Origin of the sequence: Amycolatopsis thermalba (assembly GCF_003385215.1) — a bacterium.
In the GTDB taxonomy this organism is placed as follows: domain Bacteria; phylum Actinomycetota; class Actinomycetes; order Mycobacteriales; family Pseudonocardiaceae; genus Amycolatopsis_E; species Amycolatopsis_E thermalba.
On the sequence record NZ_PQHW01000072.1, the window covers coordinates 1 to 20762 of the forward strand.

The 20762-nt window shown below is 71.9% G+C and carries 22 protein-coding genes and 1 pseudogene; 14 read left to right on the forward strand and 9 right to left on the reverse strand.

Translation table 11 applies throughout. The features are described 5' to 3' along the window. From D0D15_RS24595 to D0D15_RS24605, 3 genes and pseudogenes are all read left to right on the forward strand, one after another. Nucleotides 1-3292, forward strand: a pseudogene (locus D0D15_RS24595) (hypothetical protein); the annotation flags it as partial. Continuing rightward, nucleotides 3292-3633: a hypothetical protein gene (locus D0D15_RS24600; RefSeq protein WP_094004911.1), complete on the forward strand. Its 342-nt coding sequence runs from the start codon at nt 3292-3294 to the stop codon at nt 3631-3633. The pseudogene D0D15_RS24595 and the gene D0D15_RS24600, both read left to right, overlap by 1 nt. Nucleotides 3634-3665: 32 nt before the next feature. Beyond that, nucleotides 3666-4592, forward strand: coding sequence for an SseB family protein (locus tag D0D15_RS24605; protein ID WP_094004912.1), 927 nt, complete (start codon nt 3666-3668; stop codon nt 4590-4592). Nucleotides 4593-5002: 410 nt separating this feature from the next. On the opposite strand, the gene D0D15_RS24615 is transcribed toward D0D15_RS24605, so the two are convergent. The 6 genes from D0D15_RS24615 to D0D15_RS24635 are packed head-to-tail and all read right to left on the reverse strand — an operon-like array spanning nt 5003 to nt 7442. Further along, nucleotides 5003-5575 (reverse strand): alkaline shock response membrane anchor protein AmaP, encoded by a 573-nt coding sequence (locus D0D15_RS24615; protein WP_094004913.1) that lies wholly within the window; start codon nt 5573-5575, stop codon nt 5003-5005. Then, nucleotides 5572-6105, reverse strand: coding sequence for a DUF6286 domain-containing protein (locus D0D15_RS24620; RefSeq protein WP_115944772.1), 534 nt, complete (start codon nt 6103-6105; stop codon nt 5572-5574). Before D0D15_RS24620 ends, D0D15_RS24615 begins: the two co-directional genes overlap by 4 nt. Beyond that, nucleotides 6102-6476 (reverse strand): Asp23/Gls24 family envelope stress response protein, encoded by a 375-nt coding sequence (locus D0D15_RS24625; RefSeq protein ID WP_094004915.1) that lies wholly within the window; start codon nt 6474-6476, stop codon nt 6102-6104. The genes D0D15_RS24620 and D0D15_RS24625 overlap by 4 nt, the downstream gene beginning before the upstream one ends. A 5-nt stretch (nt 6477-6481) precedes the next feature. Further along, the gene (locus D0D15_RS36405; protein ID WP_094004916.1) at nt 6482-6658 is read right to left on the reverse strand and encodes a hypothetical protein; all 177 of its coding nucleotides are present in this window, start codon (nt 6656-6658) and stop codon (nt 6482-6484) included. After that, complete coding sequence (locus tag D0D15_RS37205) at nt 6655-6975, reverse strand: hypothetical protein (protein WP_233157194.1); 321 nt, start codon at nt 6973-6975, stop codon at nt 6655-6657. The genes D0D15_RS36405 and D0D15_RS37205 overlap by 4 nt, the downstream gene beginning before the upstream one ends. Then, a complete protein-coding gene (locus D0D15_RS24635) occupies nt 6972-7442 on the reverse strand; it encodes an Asp23/Gls24 family envelope stress response protein (RefSeq protein WP_094004917.1) in 471 nt (156 codons plus the stop codon). The genes D0D15_RS37205 and D0D15_RS24635 overlap by 4 nt, the downstream gene beginning before the upstream one ends. A gap of 201 nt (nt 7443-7643) precedes the next feature. Between D0D15_RS24635 and D0D15_RS24640 the strand changes: the two genes are divergently transcribed. Then, on the forward strand, nt 7644-7853 hold the full coding sequence (locus D0D15_RS24640) for a CsbD family protein (RefSeq protein ID WP_094004918.1): 210 nt from the start codon (nt 7644-7646) through the stop codon (nt 7851-7853). A gap of 162 nt (nt 7854-8015) precedes the next feature. Here D0D15_RS24640 and D0D15_RS24645 read toward each other — a convergent pair whose 3' ends face one another. After that, nucleotides 8016-8312, reverse strand: coding sequence for an alkyl sulfatase dimerization domain-containing protein (locus tag D0D15_RS24645; RefSeq protein ID WP_143266171.1), 297 nt, complete (start codon nt 8310-8312; stop codon nt 8016-8018). A 268-nt stretch (nt 8313-8580) separates the two neighbouring features. On the opposite strand from D0D15_RS24645, the gene D0D15_RS24650 reads away from it, so the two are divergent. The 3 genes from D0D15_RS24650 to D0D15_RS24660 all read left to right on the forward strand — a co-directional run bounded on the left by D0D15_RS24650 (nt 8581) and on the right by D0D15_RS24660 (nt 11927). Then, complete coding sequence (locus D0D15_RS24650) at nt 8581-9438, forward strand: helix-turn-helix transcriptional regulator (RefSeq protein ID WP_094004920.1); 858 nt, start codon at nt 8581-8583, stop codon at nt 9436-9438. Between the two features lie 69 nt (nt 9439-9507). After that, nucleotides 9508-10287: an SDR family NAD(P)-dependent oxidoreductase gene (locus D0D15_RS24655; RefSeq protein WP_094004921.1), complete on the forward strand. Its 780-nt coding sequence runs from the start codon at nt 9508-9510 to the stop codon at nt 10285-10287. After that, the gene (locus D0D15_RS24660) at nt 10284-11927 is read left to right on the forward strand and encodes an MFS transporter (RefSeq protein WP_233157195.1); all 1644 of its coding nucleotides are present in this window, start codon (nt 10284-10286) and stop codon (nt 11925-11927) included. The genes D0D15_RS24655 and D0D15_RS24660 overlap by 4 nt, the downstream gene beginning before the upstream one ends. Nucleotides 11928-12324: 397 nt before the next feature. On the opposite strand, the gene D0D15_RS36070 is transcribed toward D0D15_RS24660, so the two are convergent. Next, on the reverse strand, nt 12325-12477 hold the full coding sequence (locus D0D15_RS36070) for a hypothetical protein (RefSeq protein ID WP_158224411.1): 153 nt from the start codon (nt 12475-12477) through the stop codon (nt 12325-12327). A gap of 233 nt (nt 12478-12710) precedes the next feature. On the opposite strand from D0D15_RS36070, the gene D0D15_RS24665 reads away from it, so the two are divergent. After that, nucleotides 12711-14141, forward strand: a complete 1431-nt coding sequence (locus tag D0D15_RS24665) for a gamma-aminobutyraldehyde dehydrogenase (RefSeq protein WP_094004923.1) — start codon at nt 12711-12713, stop codon at nt 14139-14141. A gap of 21 nt (nt 14142-14162) precedes the next feature. Here the strand turns inward: D0D15_RS24665 and D0D15_RS36650 are convergent, their stop codons facing one another. Then, a complete protein-coding gene (locus D0D15_RS36650) occupies nt 14163-14771 on the reverse strand; it encodes a TetR/AcrR family transcriptional regulator (protein ID WP_208646190.1) in 609 nt (202 codons plus the stop codon). A 198-nt stretch (nt 14772-14969) separates the two neighbouring features. On the opposite strand from D0D15_RS36650, the gene D0D15_RS24675 reads away from it, so the two are divergent. Genes D0D15_RS24675 through D0D15_RS24700 form a run of 6 tightly spaced genes read left to right on the forward strand, consistent with a single transcriptional unit; the run spans nt 14970 to nt 20760 of the window. Then, on the forward strand, nt 14970-16619 hold the full coding sequence (locus D0D15_RS24675; protein WP_143266172.1) for an ABC transporter substrate-binding protein: 1650 nt from the start codon (nt 14970-14972) through the stop codon (nt 16617-16619). Next, nucleotides 16619-17572, forward strand: a complete 954-nt coding sequence (locus tag D0D15_RS24680; RefSeq protein ID WP_094004926.1) for an ABC transporter permease — start codon at nt 16619-16621, stop codon at nt 17570-17572. The genes D0D15_RS24675 and D0D15_RS24680 overlap by 1 nt, the downstream gene beginning before the upstream one ends. A gap of 5 nt (nt 17573-17577) precedes the next feature. Beyond that, nucleotides 17578-18477 (forward strand): ABC transporter permease, encoded by a 900-nt coding sequence (locus D0D15_RS24685; protein ID WP_094005001.1) that lies wholly within the window; start codon nt 17578-17580, stop codon nt 18475-18477. After that, the gene (locus tag D0D15_RS24690; RefSeq protein ID WP_094004927.1) at nt 18474-19451 is read left to right on the forward strand and encodes an ABC transporter ATP-binding protein; all 978 of its coding nucleotides are present in this window, start codon (nt 18474-18476) and stop codon (nt 19449-19451) included. The genes D0D15_RS24685 and D0D15_RS24690 overlap by 4 nt, the downstream gene beginning before the upstream one ends. Then, nucleotides 19448-20251: an ABC transporter ATP-binding protein gene (locus tag D0D15_RS24695; RefSeq protein WP_094004928.1), complete on the forward strand. Its 804-nt coding sequence runs from the start codon at nt 19448-19450 to the stop codon at nt 20249-20251. Before D0D15_RS24690 ends, D0D15_RS24695 begins: the two co-directional genes overlap by 4 nt. Before the next feature lie 38 nt (nt 20252-20289). After that, nucleotides 20290-20760: a DUF3237 domain-containing protein gene (locus D0D15_RS24700; protein WP_094004929.1), complete on the forward strand. Its 471-nt coding sequence runs from the start codon at nt 20290-20292 to the stop codon at nt 20758-20760. Nucleotides 20761-20762: the final 2 nt, after the last annotated feature.

The following is a 20762-nucleotide window of genomic DNA, read 5'->3' on the forward strand; positions in this document are numbered from 1 at the left end:
GGCTGGAGCTGTCCGAGATCAGCTCCCGCCCGCCCACACCCGGAGCTACCTCGAGGCGATCCCGAAGACCGATCGCGCCGCCTGGAAGAGCCTGGCCGAGCAGATCCACCTCGCCGAGCTGCTCAACGAGGACGTCGCGGCGTACCCCACGTCGTTCCCGCCCGAGGTCGCCTCCCTCTACAACTCGCTCGTCAACGACCGGCTGGCCCGGCTGCAGCTGCGGGCCCTCGCGCACACGACCCGCGAACCGGCCGCGTTCGCGAGGGCGGTCCGGAGCATGCAGAACACCGCCGAGTGGCAGGGCGTCCCCGTGGCCGAGCTGCTCACCAGGATGTGGGAGAACGAGCTCGATTTCTTCACCTCCCAGGCGGTCCTCGCGCGACCGGTCCGGTACCCGGAGAGCGGGATCACGGACGAGGAGTGGATCAACCGCGTCCTGAAGACGATCGACGCCGAGAAGCTGACGCGTGCCCAGCAGCTCCGCCTCGCCGAGGTCCGGCCCGATCTGGCCGCCGCGCTGAACTCCACGCACGGCGCCACGGACACCAGCGCCGAGGTCGGCGCGCCCTACGAGGAGCCGGACGGGTTGCGGGCGGTGATCCACCGGATGCTCGAGAAGCTGCAGGAGATCATGCGCGACGAGACGGGCGCCTTCCTGGCGGGGATTCACCCGAAGAAGTGGGCCCCCCTGTTGTGGCGGCCGGGGATCTCGGCCTTCGAGGCCTTCCTCGCCGCCCGGTCGATCTACCACCTCGGCATCCCCAAGCTCCCCGCGATGGCCGCCTTCCGGGGGATCCGGGACGGCGAGCCGTTCGGCTCCGAGCTGGGCGCCGCGGGCCGGGTGGAACAGGTCATCGGCGCGCGGTTCCGCACCTATCCCGGCGGGGACCCGGGGATCCACGCCCAGGGTGCGGTCGAGTTCGCCCTCCGGGACAGGCCGGGTGCGATGGCCCTGATGCTGCACCGGCTCACCGACGACCCGCACGGCCCGCACGCGGGGGTCATCGTGATCAACCACGAAGGCACCCTGTACTGGCTGACCGACGAGGTGATCAGTGGCAAGCGCCCGTCGTTCCGGCGGCGTGGGGTCCGCAAGGTCGCCGGCCAGGTGGTCGACGGGGCCGCACGCGTCGCGAATGCCGCTCAGTCCGCCGTGACGGCCGCGGAGAGCTCGCGGTTCCAGCCACGGAAGATGCTGCCCCAGGAGCGGATGACACGCCGCCCCGGCTACCCGATGCGATTCGGGACCGACGTGCTGATGATCGACCGCGACGGCAAGCCGGTGCCGCTGCCCGGCACGACCCGCAGCCCGGTCAGCCAGCTCCCGCCGACCGCCGAGTACGTCCGGGCGGCCGAGGACCACGAGCTGGCGGAGTGGGTCACCCGGGCCGTCGGGCTGACCACCTCCGAGGCCGATCCCGAGCACCTGGGCGAACTGGGCGAGACCTACCGGAACCTGACCGATCCGCGGGCCCGGCGCCAGCTGGTCGCCTGGTTCCAGGCGGTGGGCGGCGACCAGGCCCTGATGCGGCGCGGCCTCCACACCTTCCGGGCCCGCGCGGTCGACGCGCACCCGGACCTGCCGCCGGAGACGGCGGTCGAGGAGGCGCTGGCGGCGGAGTGGGACCGGGGACTGGGCGCGCTCGTCCCGGACGGGCTGGCTCCCGGCGCCACGCGGTACGCCGCGCCGCGCGACCTGACGCCCGTCAGCCTGCAGCAAGCGGTCGTGTCGCCGGGGGAGGACGCGCTGCGTGAGTTCGCGAAGCAGCAGCCCGTGCTCGCCGAGCTCCTCCGCAAGCACGGGCTGCGCCTGGCCGAGGAGAACGTGATCGACCTCCGGCGCTACCAGCCCGGCGCGGTCTCGGTGCCCTCCTTCGGCCGGAGCACCGCCGAGGACCCCGCCGAGCGGCTGGCCCAGGACCGGGAAGCGGCGCGGGCCGCGTTCGCCGCCGCGTACCGGGACGATCCCGCGGCGCTGGACCTGCTGACCGACCACGAGTTCTTCTACGACCCGGACAAGAGCGGGATGGTGCTGGTGCACCGCGCGTTCGGGAACCTGCTGGACTCCGTGTACTCGCGCCAGGACCCGCGGCACCCGGCCAGCCCCTATCCCGTCGCGCACCACCCGCTGGCCCCCACGATGACCGGTGAGCTGCGGGAAATGCCGTGGGTGCCCGACGACCGCCCGCTCTTCGAGACGCTGGACGCGAGCCGGCTCAGCCGGGCCGGGATGCAGACGGAAGTGGCCTTCGAGGTGCTGCGCGCGGTGGCGGCCGCGCGACCGGACCACGTCCGGCAGCAGCTGGTCCGCCCGCTGCCGGACTCGGATCACGTCCTCGTCCGGTTGCTCGTCGACGGCGTGGTGCGTGAGGTGGCCGTGCCGAACTCGTTCCCGTGGATGCCCTCGCAGCACGCCGCCCGGTGGATGCGGACCGTGGAGAACGCGCTCATCCACCTGGGCCTGATGACCGCCGGGTACCACGGCAACGCCGATCACGTGCAGCGGGTCCTGGCGGCCGTGTCCGGCCTGCCGGTGACCCAGTTCCACCTGCCCGGCCAGGGTGCCGCGGTGGGCGCGCTGGAGAACCTGGTGCCGGCGCTCGCGGACGCGAAGATGCCGCTGCTGGCGTCGATGCCGCAGGTCAAGCACGACGTGTACGTGGCGGCCACGCCGGTGTGGGACAACGGCGAGATCCGGCTGGTCATCCCGGGCCTGACCGTCAAGCCCACCATTCCCGTGTTCGAGCGGATGCTCGCTCCCGGGACGCCGCTGGTGCACGGGGTCTCGCCGCTGCCGGACACCGCTGAACCCGGCCGGGAGCCCGGTCCGAGCACCACGACCCGGCCCGAGGACCGGCTGCTGCGCTTCGAGGACGGCGACACCAAGCCGAAGCCGTGGCCCGCCGAGCGGCTGGACCCGCGGTTCGACTACTGGGAGAGCGGCAAGCTGAAGGTCACGCCGGACAACATCCGGCTGGTCGCGCAGAAGTACGGCATCCAGGTGCACCCGAAGGCCAAGGTGACGATCAACAAGGCCAAACGCGGCATGTACGGCGAGACCCTGCTCGCCGGGCGGGGCGCGCGGATCGAGATCACGCCGGCGGCCTTCGTCAACGAGGAGGTCCTCGCGCGCACTCTGTACCATGAGAACGTCCACGTGGTCCAGATGGAACGCGCGGGCTGGCGCCGCCAGGAAACCGCCGCGGAGTGGCGGGCGTGGGAGGACGACGCACACGCCGCCGACCGGCAGTGGTGGCAGGACCACACGCTCAACCAGGAACGGGAAGGCTGATGGCCGTCGAGCAGCACGCGTCCTACGCGGACTGGCAGCGCGCCTACGGGGACTACTACGAGTCGCTGCCGGACCGGCCCGACCTGGCGTGCCCGAACTGCGGGCACCACGAGCTGCGCCTGGTGTTCGTCGCCGACGCGACCGAACGGATCGGGTACGCGCAGTTCTCCTGCGGGCACTGTGGTTTCGGCATCCACGTCTCGCGCACGTGGGTGCCCGATGGGGTGGAGTTCCTCCCGATCGACACCCCTGTCGAGGAGCTCGACGCGCGGCTGCCAGACTTCACCCTCGTCCATCCGCCCGAGGACGCGGACGGCGACATCGAAGAAGTCCGGTTCTGACGGCGGAACACGACGAAGAGGAAGTGTCTGGAGTGGACTTTCAGTGGCGCCCGGCCAACGAGGTCGAGAGCGGCATGCTGGCCGCGCTGCAGGACAGTGACAGCCGGCGCTACGCCCAGTTGCTGCGCGAGGCCCCGCTGTACGTGCCGGCCACGCCGGAGCCGGGCGACCCGTGGCCGACGAGCCTGCCGATGCCCGAGGGCAACCACGTCATCGTCTTCACCTCGGAGGAGTCGCTGGACTGGGCGCTCGGCGGCGTGGTGGACAGTTGGCGGGAGACGACCATCGCGGGGTTGCGCGAGATCCACCCCGACCACGCCCAGCTCGTGGTGAACCCGGGCATCCCGATCGGCGTGTACCTGGTGCTCGGCGAGGTCGAGGACCTGGCCGAGGGGCGGCAGGAGCTGGTCCCGGTGGAGGACGTGCAGGACGCGATGGTCGACGAGGTGCTCTCCGAGGTCCGTCGCCTGGTGCTGGAGGAGCTGAGCGGGGACGCCGAGGCCGCCGCGGCGTTGCAGCCGATCAACGAGCTGGAGGAGCGGCTGCGCGACGCGGTGTCCGAACTGGACTTCGACGCGTTCCTGCTCGCGCTCATCGGCTCCGACGTGGTGCTGCCGGCCGCCGAGCCGGTCCCCGACCCGGCGGTGATCGAAACCGGCGGGTTCCCGTGGCGGATCCTCGGCGACGACGAGACGCCGGTGGTGCCGGTGTTCAGCTCCGAGCAGGTGCTCGACGTGGTCGCCCCGGGCGGCGCCCCGCGCGCGACCGTGTCCTTTTTGGACGTGCTGTTGAACTGGCCGGGCGAGGACCACGTGCTGTGCTTCAACCCGGGCACGAGCATGGAGCTGACGCTCCCCGGGAGCAGCGTGCCGGAACTGGTATCGGCGATCGCCGAAGCCGCGGCGGCCGGTGGTCCCGCGGACGGCCAGTCCGGAAACGGTGCCGCGCCGGGAGCCTGATGTGGTCCTGGCGTTGCTCGACCCACGCCTGGCCGCCTGACGAAGAACATCACGCCCACGGCTCGTCCCGCTTCGGCGGTCGCCGGGTTCCAGCAGGGGGCACGAACGCCGCTGGTCTCTCATCGGGTGGCGGTCACGGCGCCGGCCGTCGCGCTGGTGGCCGGGGCGGCCGCCCCGCGGGTGGACACCGCCGCCCAGCAGGACCGCCCGGAGCTGCAGCAGGTCAGTCTGGCCTCAGCTCGCCGCCGCACTCGACGGTGTCGGACGGCGCATCACCGAGCGGATCGCCGACCTGATCGCCGGCGCGACGCACTGCGACAGCCCGCCGACGGCGACCGGCTCCTGCTGCCCGGCACCGGCATCCCATGACGAGAGACCTCAACCCCCAGCACTGTGCCCGGTCCGCTGAATCACTGGATGCGGCTCACCGTCTTGGTGCTGAACCGGAACTCGACCGTGGTGGGCAGGGCCTCCAGGTCGAGGGCCTGGCGCAGCCGGGGGAGGCCGTCGGTGTCGAGCCGGTGGCGGATGTGGGTGGGGTCGCCGTCCTGCTCGACCGTGACGACCAGCGCCAGGGTGGGGCTGTCCTGCTGGCCGGCGAGGGTGCCGCGGGCCGAGTGGACTCCGGGGTAGGTCTCGACTTCGGCCAGCAGCGGGGCGATGGCGGTGCTCGCGCCCAGTTCGGTCCGGCCGGTGTCCGGGTTCTGTTCGAAGCGCCACGTGGTCGTCTTGGGCCGGTGGGCGAGTTGTGCCAGCAGCCAGCGCAGCGCGAGCAGCGCCACCACGATCCCCGCCGCGGCGGCGGCGTAGAGCGCCCACGTGGGTGGCGATGCGGTGCCGGGTACCAGTGGGGAGTCCGGCGCGAGCACGGTGAGGAGGCGGAAGTGGGTGCCCAGGGTGAACGCGCCGGCGGCGAGCAGGACCAGCCCGCAGAGGGCGAGCAGGGTGCGGTTGAGGCGGGCGGGGCGGTTGAGGCTGGTCATGACTGGCTCCTCGCGGCCTTGAGCTTGATCTTCACGGCGGGCCGGCGCGCGGGCGCGATCTGGTCGAGCCGGTGCGCGAGGGAGTGCTCCACGGCTTCGGCCAGCCCGGTGGTGTTGGTGCGCTCGGTGCGCACTCGCGCTGTGAGCGACCGGCCGCGCACTTTCAGCTTCACCCCGTCGACGCCGTCCACGTCGGCGGCGACGCGCAGGGTGCCGCGGTAGCTGTGGCGGGAGGCGCCGGAGTCGATGGCGGTGTCGTCGGCCGCCAGCGGCAGCACGGTGCGGGCGCCGGGGACGACCGCGCACAGCAGCAGGAGCACACCCAGTGCGGCGGCGACGATGCCGGCGGCGAGCACCGGGGTGTCCGTCCACAGCAGACCGTGCAGGGTGCGGGCTGCCTGGTCGTAGCTGATCCAGGTGGGTTCGTTCAGGAGCATCTGCACGGCGGTGACCGCGACCAGCGCGCCCGCGGCGAGCAGGATCACGGCGACCAGTGCCGCGGGCAGGCTGCGGCGGGGACGGCGTTTCACTGGACCCTCCTACGGGCGCTGATGTCGGAGTGCAGGGCGGTGATCGTGATGTCCACACGCGACACTGTGCGGCCGGTCAGCTCACCCACCCGCCGCACCAGGTGCAGTCGCGCGGCTTCGGTCGTCGCCGTGACCGGCGCGGGGTAGGCGACCGACAGCCGGGCCTGCAGCGTGATCTCGTCGCCCCGCACGCGGGCGGTGACCTGCGCGTCACGGTCGAGGTCTTCACCGTCGACGGCGATGCCGAGTACCCGGCGGGCGGCGCCGCCGACACCGTCCACTTCGGTCAGCGCCATGGTGGCGATGCGCTCGACCGCGCGTTCGGACAGGACGGTCTGCCCGCGCTCCTCGACCGGGGTTGTGGTGGTCATCGGTCTCACCCCCGGTCGCGGCCGGTGAGCTGGGACAGGTCGAGCTTGCCGTCGAGATAACGCCCGGCCAGCAGGCCCAGCGCGCCGAGGACGAGGACGACGAGGAAGGCGCCGAACCCGCCGAAGGCTCCGGCGAGACCGAGCACGAGCCCGGTCAGCAGTCCGATGTGGGTGGTGCTCATGGCAGTGTCCCTTCAGCTGGGCCGTTGTCCTGTGGCAGGAGGTCGGCGATGTGCACGTGGACCGCGTGGCCCGCCGTGCCGGGCTGCGCGGTGACGGCGGTGCGGACGTCGTCGCCGATCCGGTCGGCGGTCGCGGGGTAGCGGCCGATGACGCCGACGGTGATCTCGCCGGGCCGGATCCGGATGCCACGGACGCGGCGGTGCGGCAGGTAGGTGGCGATCTCGCCGAACCGGCCGCCGTGCAGATCCGCCACGGTGGGCTGGGCCTGCACGGCGGTGGCGATGCGGTCGGCGTCGATCCCGACGCCGGCGGTCACTGGACGCGGCCGGTGTCGGCCTGGTCGTCGCCCTCGTCGTCGCTGGGCAGGTGCACGTCGCTGACGTTGATGTTGACCTCGACGACCTCCAGGCCGGTCATCCGCTCCACCGCGGTGATCACGTTGCGGCGCACCGCGCGGGACAGGTCGGCGATCGACACGCCGTACTCGACCAGGATCTGCAGGTCCACGGCGGCCTGCTTTTCACCGACCTCGACCGACACCCCCTGCCCGGCCGAGGCGGAGGCACCCGGGATGCGCTCGCGGAGGGCGTTGAACGCCCGCGCGGCTCCGCCGCCGAGGTCGTGCACGCCGGAAACCTCGCGGGTGGCCAGGCCGGCGATCTTCTGCACCACGGTGTCGGCGATGGTCGTGGTGCCCTGCTTGGTCACCAGCGCGCTGGTGCCGGACTTCTCCACATCCCCACCCGAGTGCTTCGCGGTCGTGGTGGCGGTGGCGTTGGTCATGTCCTTCTCCTTCGGCAAGTCCGGTGGGTCTCGGTGGACGTCGTCGCGATGTCCACACTGGAGAGAACCCACGGCGGGAAGAACGTCACGACCCGATCGTGTGGTTTGGATCTCCGGTGTGAGGTGCACCGGTGCGCCCGTGACGGATCCGCGCGGCCGCTGTCCTTCGGGGCGTACGGATACCGAGGAAGGGAGAACCCCATGTCGTTGGGCGACAAGTTCGAGGCCAAGGCCGAGGACCTGGGCGGGAAGGCCAAGGAGACCGCGGGCCGGCTCAGTGGCGACGAGCAGCTGCAGGCCGAAGGCAAGACCGACCAGGTCAAGGCCGCGGCCAAGGGCGCGGTCGAGAAGGTGAAGGACGCGGCGGGCGACGTGGCCGACAAGATCCGGGGCGCCGTCGGCAAGGCCTGACCGAGGGGCGGACCGGTGGTACGCACAGGGCGGCCACCGGTCCTCCCGCGGCCGTTGCGCCCGTCTGGCCCGCTCGACACCGTGACCGGCAACAGCCGCCACCCGGCGAGGTAGACCAGATCCGCGCGCCTCAACGGCGCGGGAAGTGCGCTGCGAACGCGCTCAGAACGCCCACTGGGTGCGGCCGCTGGTCCGGGTGCGCAGTTCCTCGTCGCGGCAGGCGCCGTCGAGGACCGCGGTCGATTCGGCGACCGTCCAGCCGTAGACGCCCTTCGCCATGGTGGAGGTCGCGGTCTTCTCCAGCGCGTGGAACACCTCGGCCCGGACGCGGTGCGCCTCCGTGCCGTCCGGGCCGGCGTCCACCGCCATCTGGGCGAAATGTCCGGCCAGCCGGTGTTCCCCGCAAGCGAGGAGTTCGAGCGCCCGGAGGCGAGCATGGCCGGCGCCCGCGGCTGCCATCCGCACCCTCCACCGGCCAGCGCCACCGCCCTCGACCTGTTCGGACGACGCCCTCCGCGAACGCGAGGAGTTCACCGTCTCCGTCAACCTCCCCCCTCGGGATCGGGACTGCACGGCCGAATGGCTGGTGGAACCACTCGCCGGCCGTTCTCGAGACAGCTCGGATTACCGGGCCTTGACGACCAGGTATGACTGGTTGGCGAGCTCCCGTCCGGTCGGATTGACCGGACGGGATCTCGGCGAGCGCGGTGGCTTCTACCATGGAGGAATGGACGTTTCCCGGCTCCCCGCAGACGCACGACAGCGACGCAGCGCCGAGATTCGCGCGTTCCTGCGCTCGCGGCGGGCCCGGTTGGCGCCCGAGGATGTCGGGATGCCCGCGGGCGGCGCGCGGCGTACGCCGGGGCTGCGCCGTGAAGAGGTGGCGGTGCTCGCCGGTGTCGGAGTCTCCTGGTACACCTGGCTCGAACAGGGCCGCGAGATCAACATCTCGGCGGATGTCCTGGACGCCATCGCCCGGGTCCTGCGCCTCGACGGCGAGGAGCGCGAACACCTGTATCTCCTGGCTGGGCTCAACCCGCCGCCGCACCGGCAAGCGAACCGCGAGGTCTCTCCCGCGCTTCGGCGGCTGATCGACGGCTGGCTGCCACGCCCCGCCTACGTGATCGACCGGCACTGGAACTTCGTCGCCGTCAACCGCGCCGCGAATCTGGTGTTCGGGTACGGCGAAGGTGACTACAGCTGCCTGGTGAGTTTCTTCACCAATGCGGCCTTCCGCGCGTCGCTGTGCCATTGGGAAGATGGTGCGCGGGCGATCGTCGGCCAGTTCCGGGCGGACGCGGCCCGTTATCCGGACGATCCGGAGTTCGGCCGGCTTGCGGCCGACATGTGCGCGGCGAGCCCTGCCTTCGCCGACATCTGGGCGGAGCACCCGGTCGGTAGCGCGACCGAGGGCATCAAGACCGTCCGGCACGCGGAGTCCGGCGAGCTCGTCTTCGAGTACACCGCGCTGCCGCTTTCCGGCCTGCCCGGTCACCGGCTGCTGCTGTACACGCCGGCACCGGACACCGGCACCCAGGCCCGGCTTGCCGCCCTGCTGGCCGCGCAGAAGCAGACCGAGCGCTGAGGGTGGTGGTGGCAGACCCAGGTCCGACCGGCACTCCCAGGCGCGCGGCGGCCGGTCGACGATCGGCGTATGAAGCGGTTCACCAACAAGACGGTCCTGGTCACCGGCGGTACCAGAGGCATGGGGTTCGCCACCGCGCGCCGGCTCCTCGACGAAGGCGCCTACGTCGTCATCACCGGACGCGACCAGGGGCGCGTGGCGGAGGCCGCCGCCCGCCTGCACACCGAGCCCGAGCGGGTGCTCGCAGTCGCGGCCGATGTGACCTCCCGCGCCGACCTCCGTCACCTCATGCGGCGCGTCGAGACGTGGCGCGGCAGCCTGGATGCGATCTTCGCCAACGCGGGTGTCGGAATCTTCAAGACCACCACCGAGATCACCGACGACGACTTCGACCACGTGGTCGGTGTCAACTTCAAGGGCGTCTTCCTCACCGTCCAGACGATGCTGCCCCTGATGCGGGACGGCGGTGCCGTGGTCATCAACGCGTCGTGGACCCTCTACCGCGGGCTGCCCATCGCCTCCGTCTACTCCGCGAGCAAGGCCGCCGCACACAACCTCGCCCGGACCCTGGCAGCCGACCTCGCGCCACGCGGCATCCGCGTCAACTCGGTCAGCCCCGGCTACATCGACACGGCGATGTACCGCGACGCCAACCCGGAGCCCGGCGCCGAAGCCCGGAATGCCGCTGAGGTGGCTCTCGGCGGCCTCGGGCACCCGGACGACGTGGCGGCGGCCGTGGCGTTCCTGGCATCCGAGGACGCCTCCTACATCACCGGCCAGGACCTCGTCATCGACGGCGGCCTCGTCGGCGCCGTGCCCGTGGCGTCACCGCGGAGTGTGCCGGCGTGAGGCTGCCCACGGGCGGACGGACGGGCAGCGCACGGCCCGCGATCAGCTGCACCGCCATACTCCTGGTTCTGCTGATCCTTCCGACCTCGGTGACGGGGTCGGGGGTGGCGCTCCCGCACATCCGGCGCGATACCGGCGCGTCACTGGACGCCCTGCAGTGGGTCGTGCACGGCTACAACCTGACCTTCGCGAGCTTCATGCTCGCTTGTGGCTCGCTGGCCGACCGGTTCGGCCGGCGCCGCGTGTTCATTGGGGGCGCGGTGCTGTTCACCGTGGCGTCGCTGGTGAGCGCGGCCACGAGCGACATCCTGCTGCTCGACGTGATGCGCGGCCTCGCCGGTGTCGGTGCCGCCGCATTGCTGACCAGCGGCAGTGCCATCCTGGCCACGAGCTTCGACGGCGCGGCGCGTACCCGGGCGTTCGCCGCCGTCGGCATCGTGACGGGTGGCGGGCTGGCCATGGGAGCCATGGCCGCGGGCACGCTGGCGGACGCCCTGGGGTGGCGCTGGTTCTTCGGGCTGCACGCGCTGCTGATGCTGCTGGTGTTGCTCGCCGTCCCGTTCCTGCCCGAATCGCGGGGCGCGGTGACGGCCCGGGTGGACTCGGTGGGCACCGCGACGTTCGTCACCAGCCTCTTCCTCCTCATGCTCGGTGTGGTCGAGGGCCCGCGGTGGGGGTGGGGCAGTGCCGGCGTCGTGGGGCTGCTGGCCGGTTCGGTGGTGTTGATGGTGGCGTTCGTTCTGGTGGAGCGACGCGCCCGGCATCCGATGCTCGATCTGAGACTGCTGCGCAACGCCGAGTTCATGGCGCTGTGCCTGATCCCGGTGGTCGTCTCCTTCTCGTTCGTGATCCTGCTGCCGCTCCTGCCGAACTACCTGGTGGCCGCGAACGGCGCCTCCAGCAAGACGGCCGGCGCCACGATGCTGCTGATGACGCTGCCGATCCTGGTCACCCCGCTCCTCGCCGCGAAGCTGATCCGGTGGGGGTTGACCACGCGGCACGTGCTCGGCCTCAGCTTGGTGTGCCTGACCGGCGGGGTCACCTGGCTCGCAGCGGTCCTGCAGGCCGGCATGAGCCTCACGGCGCTGTCCGGCCCGCTGATCACACTCGGGGTCGGGCTCGGCCTCAACTTCGGGCTGATCGACGGTGCGGCACTGACCGTGGTGGCGCCCGAGGCCACCGGCACCGCGGCGGGCTTGCTCAACGTGCTGCGGCTGGGCAGCGAGGCCATCGCCATCGCGGTGGTCGGCACGGTGCTGGTCGACCTCGTGCAAGGTTCGCTGGGTGACGGCCTGGGCGGCTTTCCCGCCTATCGCGGAGGGGCCGGCGAGTTGGCCGACAGCGTGAACGCCGGCGACCTCACCGGCCCGCTGTCCGAGGTGCCGGCCGATATCCGGCCGGAGTTCTCCGACTTCGTCACCAGCGGGCTCACCGGCGCGTGGCAGACGGTGCTGTGGGCAAGCGCCGCCATCTGTGCGGTGCTGTCCGTTCTGATCTACGTCATGCTCGCCGGACCGAGGCGCGGACAGTCGCGTGCCGCGGCAGGCGCCGAGCCGCGCCGGGACCATCGGGCGCCCCACCCGGCGGGCCGCGTGGGAAGCGGTCCTCGACCTGCCGCGGAACGAACTCCGGAACCCTGACGGCCTCCATGATGCGGTGAGCGGTTGACGAGATCCCGTCCGAGCGTGGTGATCGGACGGGATCTCGGCGTTGGGTTGTTCGGCAGCTTGTGGCGGTTGGCGGAGCTGGTTTCCGGGTGCGGGAGGGGTCGTTGTCTTTGCCAGTGTTCTCTGGCCCCACCCGTTCCCCCAACTCCTCAAGGCGATCCCGATCGCCTTGGATCACCCTGATCGTCTACGCCCTGATCAGCCATAATGCCTATTTCGGCAACGGTGCGCACCGCCCCGGCTGGACCGCGCCGGGCGCCGCCGGGAGGCGGTCGTGCCGATGCAGCGGGCGACCCCGAGGTGCCTCTTCCGGGACCAGGGCGGCCCGCGCCCTGCCCACCAGCATTCTGGAGTGACACCCAAGCGTCACTCACCAACCGGTGTGCTCGCGGCCGTCCTGGTCGACCAGGCCGTGCTGCGGGCCCCGGTTGACCGTGGCGTCGGCGCGATCGCAGCTGCGGCACACCACGTTCTCCTCGGCCACCTGGCCGGCGAATCGGCCGCGGCCGCCGGGCTCGCTCACCAGCTCATGCTCGGGCAGGTCGGGGTACCGCTGGGCGGGTGACCGCCGATGCGCGTTCTGACCCCCAGCCGCTGGTCTGCCCGGGCACGAAGTCCGTGCCGACCACACCCTCGCGGCCGTCGCCGCGGCCACTCGTCTTCGATCTCGGTGGGCTCGAGGTCCCAGCCCACCGCAACGAATTTAGTTGCCGAAAGGCGTTGACTCCGCTGAATTAGTGGTGTTCCATGCGTCACATGGACACGCAGCACATCCGCAACTTCGTCGACGGCAAGGCGGTCGACGCCGCTGACGGTCGGACCCTGGACCTGGTCGACCCGGTGACCGGCGCCGTCCACGCCACGTCCGCGCTGTCCGGGCCCGCCGACGTGGACGCCGCGTTCGACGCCGCCGCGAGGGCCTTCGAGACCTGGTCGGAGACCACCCCGGCGGAGCGGCAACGCGCGCTGCTGCGGATCGCCGACGCGCTGGAGCAGCGCGCGGACGAGTTCGTCCGGTGCGAATCGGCCGACACGGGCAAACCGCTCGCGCTCACCCGCGACGAGGAGCTGCCGCCCGCGGTCGACCAGATCCGCTTCTTCGCCGGCGCCGCCCGGGTCCTGGAGGGCAAGGCCGCCGCCGAGTACCTGGCGGGCCACACCTCGTTCGTCCGGCGGGAGCCGGTGGGCGTGTGCGCTCAGGTCACCCCGTGGAACTACCCGCTGATGATGGCGGTGTGGAAGATCGCCCCGGCGCTCGCGGCGGGCAACACCGTCGTGCTCAAGCCCGCGGAGACGACGCCGGGCAGCACGGTGCTGCTGGCCGAGCTCGCCGCCGAGTTCCTGCCGCCCGGCGTGCTCAACGTCGTGTGCGGGGACCGCGACACCGGCCGCGCGCTGGTCACGCACCCGGCCCCGGCGATGGTGTCGGTCACCGGCTCGGAGCGGGCGGGCATGGAGGTCGCCGGCGCCGCCGCGGCCGGCCTGAAGCGGGTTCACCTGGAGCTGGGCGGCAAGGCGCCGGTCGTGGTGTTCGACGACGCCGACATCCCGGCCGCGGCCGAGGGGATCGCCGCCGCCGGGTTCTTCAACGCGGGCCAGGACTGCACGGCGGCCACCCGCGTGCTGGTGCACGACGCGGTGCACGACGAGTTCCTGGCCGCGCTGACCGAGCAGGCCAAGGCCACCCGCACCGGGCGCCCCGACGACCCCGGCGTCGCGTACGGGCCGCTGAACAGCCAGGCGCAGCTGGACAAGGTCGCCGGGTTCCTCGACCGGCTCCCGGATCACGCCCGCGTCCACAGTGGAGGGTCGCGCGTCGGCGATGCCGGGTTCTTCCACGCGCCGACGGTGGTGGCCGGGCTGCGGCAGGGCGACGAGATCGTCACCGACGAGGTGTTCGGCCCGGTCATCACGGTCCAGCGGGTCGGCGACGAGCAGGAGGCGATCCGGCACGCCAACTCCGTTCGCTACGGGCTGGCGTCGTCGGTGTGGACCCGGGACCACGGCCGCGCGATGCGGATGGCCAAGCGGCTGGACTTCGGTTGCGTGTGGATCAACACCCACATCCCGATCGTGGCCGAGATGCCGCACGGCGGGTTCAAGCACTCCGGCTACGGCAAGGACCTGTCGATGTACGGCCTGGAGGACTACACGCGCGTCAAGCACGTCATGAGCGCGATCGGCTGACCCCTCAGGCGCCCGTTCCCCTCAGCTGCCTGCGGCGGACTTCCCGTTCGCGGGCAGCAGCATGCGCAACACCCGGCGGCACAGCCCGCCCACCCGCCGCACCAGGACCGGGCTGACGCCGGTCTCCGACAGGTGCGCATTGCCGACCGCCGCGCACAGCATCAGGTACGCGATGTCGCTCGCCTCGCGTTTGGGCAGGGCGTGGCCGCCCATCAGCGCGCCGGTCAGCGTGTCGAGGATGTCGTGGTACTCGTCCACGAACTTCTTGCGCAGGTCCTCCGTGCGGCGGGCTTCCTCGAACAGCGCCAGGAAGACGGCCAGCTCGTCGCTGGGTCCGTAGAACCCCGGGTGGAACAGGTAGTCCAGCACGCCGTCGGCCCGTTTCCGGTCGTCGTCGATCCCGCGCACCCGGTCGAAGGCCTCCCGTCCGGGCGCGTTGATCCACTCGGCGAGCGCGGCCACCTGGTCGTGCCGGTTGCCCAGGTAGTGCCGCACGTGCCCGCGTGCCAGCCCGGATTCCGCCGCCACGTCCTCCAGTGACGTGCGGGCGAACCCCGACCGCGCGACGCAGCGGGCGAACGCGCTCAGGATCTGCTCCTTGCGTTCGGCGGCGAGACTGCTCCGGCCCACCGTGCTCTCCCTTCCCGGTCCCTCGTCTGCACGGTAGAGGATATATCCGGCCGCCGTGGCGCGTCCGGAGCGCTGGACGAGTTTTTGTTAGTCGGTATTGACTAACTATGGCCGGGGGCACAGAATGATGCCACTCATCCTCGACCGAGGGCGACCGGATCGACGTGGACCCGGGCACCGCCTCGGAGGGAGATTCCCGTGACCAGAAAGCATCTTTCGCGCCGCCGGATCCGTCTTGCCGCGGTGCTCGTGTCGGCCGGCGCCCTCGCGGTCACCACGGGCTGCGGAGGCGGTGGCACGAGCGGGTCCGTCACCCCCGCCGACCTCGTGGTCTCGACCCCGCCCGCCGCCGGCGAGATCGACAAGGTCTCCTGGGCCCTGCCGATGGGCGAGCCGGCGACGGTGGATCCGGTGAAGGCCGGGGACTACTCGCCCAACACGGTGGTGAGCAACCTGTGCGAGCCGCTGATGCGGCTCACCCCGGACTTCTCCGTCGAACCGGGTCTGGCCGAGAGCGTGACGCGGCCGGACCCCACGACTCTGGTGTTCACCATCCGGCCGGGCGTGAAGTTCTGGAACGGCAACCCGCTCACCGCGGCGGACGTCGTGCACAGCCTGCGGCGCAACCTCGACCCGGGAAACCGGCCCGCCCACGCCGACGTCTTCAAGCACGTCGCCGACATCGTCCAGAGCGGGCCGATGCAGGTGACCGTCACCTTCACCAGACCCGACGAGCAGTTCCTGGACAGCATGGCCGGTTCGGTGAGCGCGGTCAGCGAGAAGTCCTTTGTGGAGAGAGCCGGGGACGGCTACGGCACCCCCAGCGTCGGCGTGATGTGCACGGGGCCGTTCCGGTTCGGCCGCTGGGTCCCCGGCGAGCGCATCGTGGTGACCCGCAACGACGAGTACTGGGGGACCAAGGCGAAGGCGAAGGAGTTCGACTTCGTCTTCTTCACCGACGACAGCACCCTGACCACCGCGCTGGTCGCCGGTCAGATCGACGGGACCTACGAGGCGCCCATCGGCAGCCTCGACACCCTGCGCGGCTCGCCCGGCGGGAAGCTCTACTTCGGACCGTCGACCCAGTCGCTGAGCATCGGCCCGGCGACGACCACCGGCCCGGCCGCCGACCCGCGGGTGCGGGAGGCGCTGGACCTGGCGATCGACAAGACCAGCCTGATCGGCAACGTGCTGCACGGCGCCGGCGCGCCGCTGAAGACGTTCACGCCGCCGCTGTCGTGGGCGGGCGACCCGGCCAAGCCGGTGTTCGACGCCGGCTACGCCGCCCTGCCCGACACCTCCAAGCCCGACCTCGCCCGGGCGCAGGCGCTCATCAGGGAGGCCGCGCCCGCCGCGGAACCCCTGACGCTGGCCATCCCGTCCGGCGACCAGACCGGCCTGCAGACCGCGACGATCGTCCAGGCCGCGGCGAAGCAGATCGGCCTCACCCTGGACATCCGGCAGATGCAACCCACCGAGTTCAGCGAGCTGTTCTACGACCCGGCCAAGCGCCAGACCGTCGACCTGGTGATCGCGCAGGGCTACATCGAGGTGCCGGGGGTCTACTACTACTCGCCCGGGTTCGTCCTCCCCGGCGGCGTGTTCAACTGGACGGGCTGGCGCGACGCCGAGGTCGAGAGGCTGATGACCGAGGGGCAGCAGGCCGCCGACCCGCAGGTGGCGGCGGAGAAGTTCGTGGCCGCGCAGAAGGTCTTCGCCCCGGCGCGGCTGCAGATCAGCCTGGCCCAGCTGCACGAGCGGCTGTATATGAGCAACACCATCACCGGCGCGCCCGCGTCGTTCGCCTACATCGGCTCGGCCTGGGCCGCGGCCGTCGGGAAAGCCTGATGGGCGCCCAGATCGGCCGGTTCGTCGCCCGGCGCCTGGGCGCGCTGGTGGTGACCCTGCTGGCCGCCAGCCTGATCATCTACGGCGCGCTCCACCTCAGCCCCGGCGACCCCGCCGCACTGCTGGCGGGTGGCCGCAACCCCAGCCCGGAAACGCTGGCCGCGATCCGCGCGGAGTACCACCTCGACGACCCGTTCTGGGCCCGGTACTGGCATTGGCTGTCCGGCGTGTTCCAGTGGGATCTGGGCAAGTCGATGTCGTTCGGCGACCAGGTGTCGAACCTGATCTCCGCCCGGCTGACGAACACGCTGTTCCTCGTCGGGTACGCGGCACTGCTGATCATCTTCTTCGGTCTGGCCGCCGGCATCGCCGGCGCGCTCGCCGGGAAGGCGGTCAACACCGTCATCACGACGACCACCAGCCTGCTGATGGCGGTGCCGACGTTCGTCGCGGCGATCGTGTTGATCTGGTTGTTCGCCACCAAGCTGAACTGGCTGCCGGTGTTCGGGTCGGGGACGGGTTTCGGCGACCGGATCGAGCACCTGACCCTGCCCGCGCTGGCGCTGACCGCGTCCTACATCGCCTACGTGAGCCGGGTGATCCGGTCGGCGCTGTCGTCGGAGCTGCACGGGGAGCACGTGGAGACCGCTCGCAGCCGTGGGGTCCGGATGCCGTCGATCGTGCGCAGGCACGTGCTGCGCAACGCGGCGGCGCCGGTGCTGACCGTCTCGGGACTCACCGTCGCCGGGCTGATCGCCGGGACGGTCGTGGTCGAGCAGGCCTTCGGTGTCAGCGGCATCGGGTCGCTGCTGGTGCTCGCCGCGCAGAAGCAGGACTTCGTCGTCGTGCAGGACATCGCCCTGCTCATGGTGGCCGCGTTCGTCGTGGTGAACACGGTCGTCGACCTGGTGAGCGCGGTGCTGGACCGGCGCCTGCTGCGGACGGGGGTGTGACCGGGATGCCCGAAACCCCTCTGCTGGCGGCCGAGGCCGTCCCGGCGGCCGGCGTCCCGCGCCGCCGTGGCTTCGGCCGGCTCCGGTCGGTCGCGGCGGTCGGTCCGATCGGGACGGTGGCGGCCGCGGTGTGCCTGCTGCTCGTCGCCGCCGCCGTGCTGGCGCCGTGGATCGCGCCGCACGACCCGAACGCCGTGGACGCGAGCAACGTGTTCGCGCCACCGTCGGCGGCGCACCCGCTCGGCACCGACGACACCGGGCGGGACCTGCTGTCCCGGCTCATCCACGGTTCGCGGCTGAGCCTGCTCGGGCCGTTGCTGGTGACGGTCATCGCGGCGACGCTGGGGACGATCCTGGGGGTGTTGTCCGCATGGCGCCGCGGGTGGCTGGACGCGGTCCTGTCCCGGGTGTTCGACGTGCTGTTCGCCTTCCCCGGCGTGGTGCTGGCGATCCTGGCCGCGGCGATCTTCGGTGCCGGGTTCCTCGCTCCGGTGATCGCGCTGTCCCTCGCGTTCCTGCCGGTCACCGCGCGGGTCATGCGCTCGGCCGCGCTGCGCGAGCGGAACCTGCCCTACATCGAGGCGCTGCACCTGCAGGGCGTGTCCGGCCTGGCGATCTGCGTCCGGCACCTGGTGCCCAACCTGATGCCGTTGCTGCTGGTGCAGGCCACCGTCGGGTTCGGCTACGCGATGCTCGACCTGGCCGCGATCTCGTTCCTCGGGCTCGGCCCGCAGCCGCCGGACCCGAGCTGGGGCGTCATGGTCGCCAACGGCAAGTCCGCGATCCTCGGCGGGCACCCGGAGCAGTCCCTGTACGCCGCGATCGTCATCGTCGTCGCCGTGGTGGCCGTGAACCTCGTGGGGGAGCGGCTGGCGGTCCACTACGAGATTGGTGAGTCATCATGACAGCGCCGTTGCTGCGGGTCTCCGACCTGCGGGTGTCGATCCGGCGGTCCACGACGGACGTCCGGCCGATCATCCGGGGCGTGAGCTTCGACATCCGGGCCGGGGAGGCGGTGGGCCTGGTCGGCGAGTCCGGCTCGGGCAAGTCGATGACCGCCCGGTCCATCATCCGGCTGCTGCCCGGCAACGCCGAGACCAGTGGTGAGATCACGTTCGACGGCGACTCGGTCACCGGCCTGACCCCGGCCGGTCTGCGGCGGATGCGCAGCCACTCGATCGCGATGATCTTCCAGGACCCGCGGGCGCACATCAACCCGGTGCGCACGGTCGGCGACTTCCTCTGCGAGGGTCTCGTGCTCACCCGGGGCGTCCGCCGCAGGGACGCGCTGCGGCGGGCCCGGCAGCTGCTCACCGACGTGTGGATCCCGGACGCGGACCGGCGCCTGCGCCAGCATCCGTACGAGCTGTCCGGCGGACTGCTGCAGCGGGTGATGATCGCGGCCGCGCTGGCGATCGAGCCGCGGCTGATCCTCGCCGACGAGCCGACGACCGCGCTGGACGTGACCACGCAGGAGGAGGTCATGGCGATCCTCGACCAGCAGCGGCGCCAGCGCGACCTGGCCCTGCTGTTCATCACGCACGACCTGGATCTGGCCGCCGCCGTCTGCGACCGGACCGCCGTCATGTACGCGGGCCGGATCGTGGAGACCGCGGCCACCGGCGACCTCCACGCCCGCGCCACCCACCCCTACACCCGGGCCCTGCTGTCCGCGCGGCCCACGACGGGGGAGCGGCGTGCGCGGCTGGCGACCGTCCCGGGTCGCCCGTCCGCGGCGTGGGAGGTGCCGGGCGGCTGCGCCTTCGCACCCCGCTGTCCACTCGCGACGGAGCGGTGCCGGCAGGACGATCCGGCGTCGCGGACCGTGGGGGACAGCGTCGTCGCCTGCCACCACGCGCAGGTGGGAGCCCCGGTATGAGCGTCCCCCTCCTCGACGTGCGGAACCTGCGCAAGGTCTATCCGGGCCCGCGCCGCGGCGAGCTGGTGGCCGTCGACGACGTCAGCTTCGCCGTGCAGCCCCGGACCTGCCTGGCGATCGTCGGCGAGTCGGGGTCCGGCAAGTCCACCTGCGCCCGGATCATCGCGGGGTTGGAGCGCGCCACCGCGGGCACCGTGGCCGTGGACGGGGACGCGTGGCACACCGGGCGGCCGGGCACCCGGGAACGCCGCCGCCGCGCCCGGATCGTGCAGATGGTGTTCCAGGACCCCTACCAGTCACTGGACCGCCGGCAGACGGTCGGCGGCTGCCTCGAGGAGAGCCTCCGGCTGCACTTCGACCTGACCGGCGACGAGCGGAGCGCCCGGGTGGCCGGCCTGCTCGACCTCGTCGGGCTGACCGCCGACCACGCCCGGGCCCGCCCGCGGCTGCTCTCCGGCGGCCAACGCCAGCGCGTCGCGATCGCGCGGGCGCTGGCCAGCGAACCCCGGCTGCTGATCCTGGACGAGGCGGTCGCCGCGCTCGACGTGTCGATCCAGGCGCAGATCCTCAACCTGCTCGCCGACGCCCGCGAGCAGACCGGCGTGGCGTTGCTGTTCATTTCGCACGACCTCGGCGTGGTGCGGCAGATCGCCGACGAGGTCGCGGTCATGCACCACGGCGCGATCGTCGAGCACGGCCCCGCCGCCACCGTTCTCGACGCACCCCGGGACCCGTACACCCGCCGCCTGCTCGACTCCGTTCCGCGCCCCGGCTGGCGGCCCACCCTGCGGCCGGCGTGACCCGTTTTTCGTTCGTCCCCACCAGAGGAGTTGCCACCATGCCGTTGATCGAGCCGACGTTGCAGTTCGCTTTCGAGGCCCGCGTCGACATCGCCGAACCGCTGTGGGTCGGGCGGGCATCCGAGGAAGAGGTGATGTTCACCCCCATCACGGGCGGGACCGTGTCCGGGCCGCGGCTGACCGGGGTGGTGCTCCCCTACGGCGGCGACTGGTCGACCACCCGCGGCAAGGGCAAGGAAACCGAACTCGACGCGCGGTACCTGCTGCGGGCCGACGACGGCGGCACCATCGACATCCACAACCGCGGCTGGTACCGCGCCGGGCCCGACGTCGAAAAGCGGCTCCGGGCCGGTGAGGACGTCAGCGAGGCCGAGTACTACTACCGCACCTTCCCGGTGTTCCGGACGGACGCCCCGGCTCACGCGTGGCTCAACTCGACGGTGTTCGTCGGCATGGCCCGCGCCGAAGCCATCGACCAGGTTCGCATCCGCTTCTTCGCATTGGACTGAAC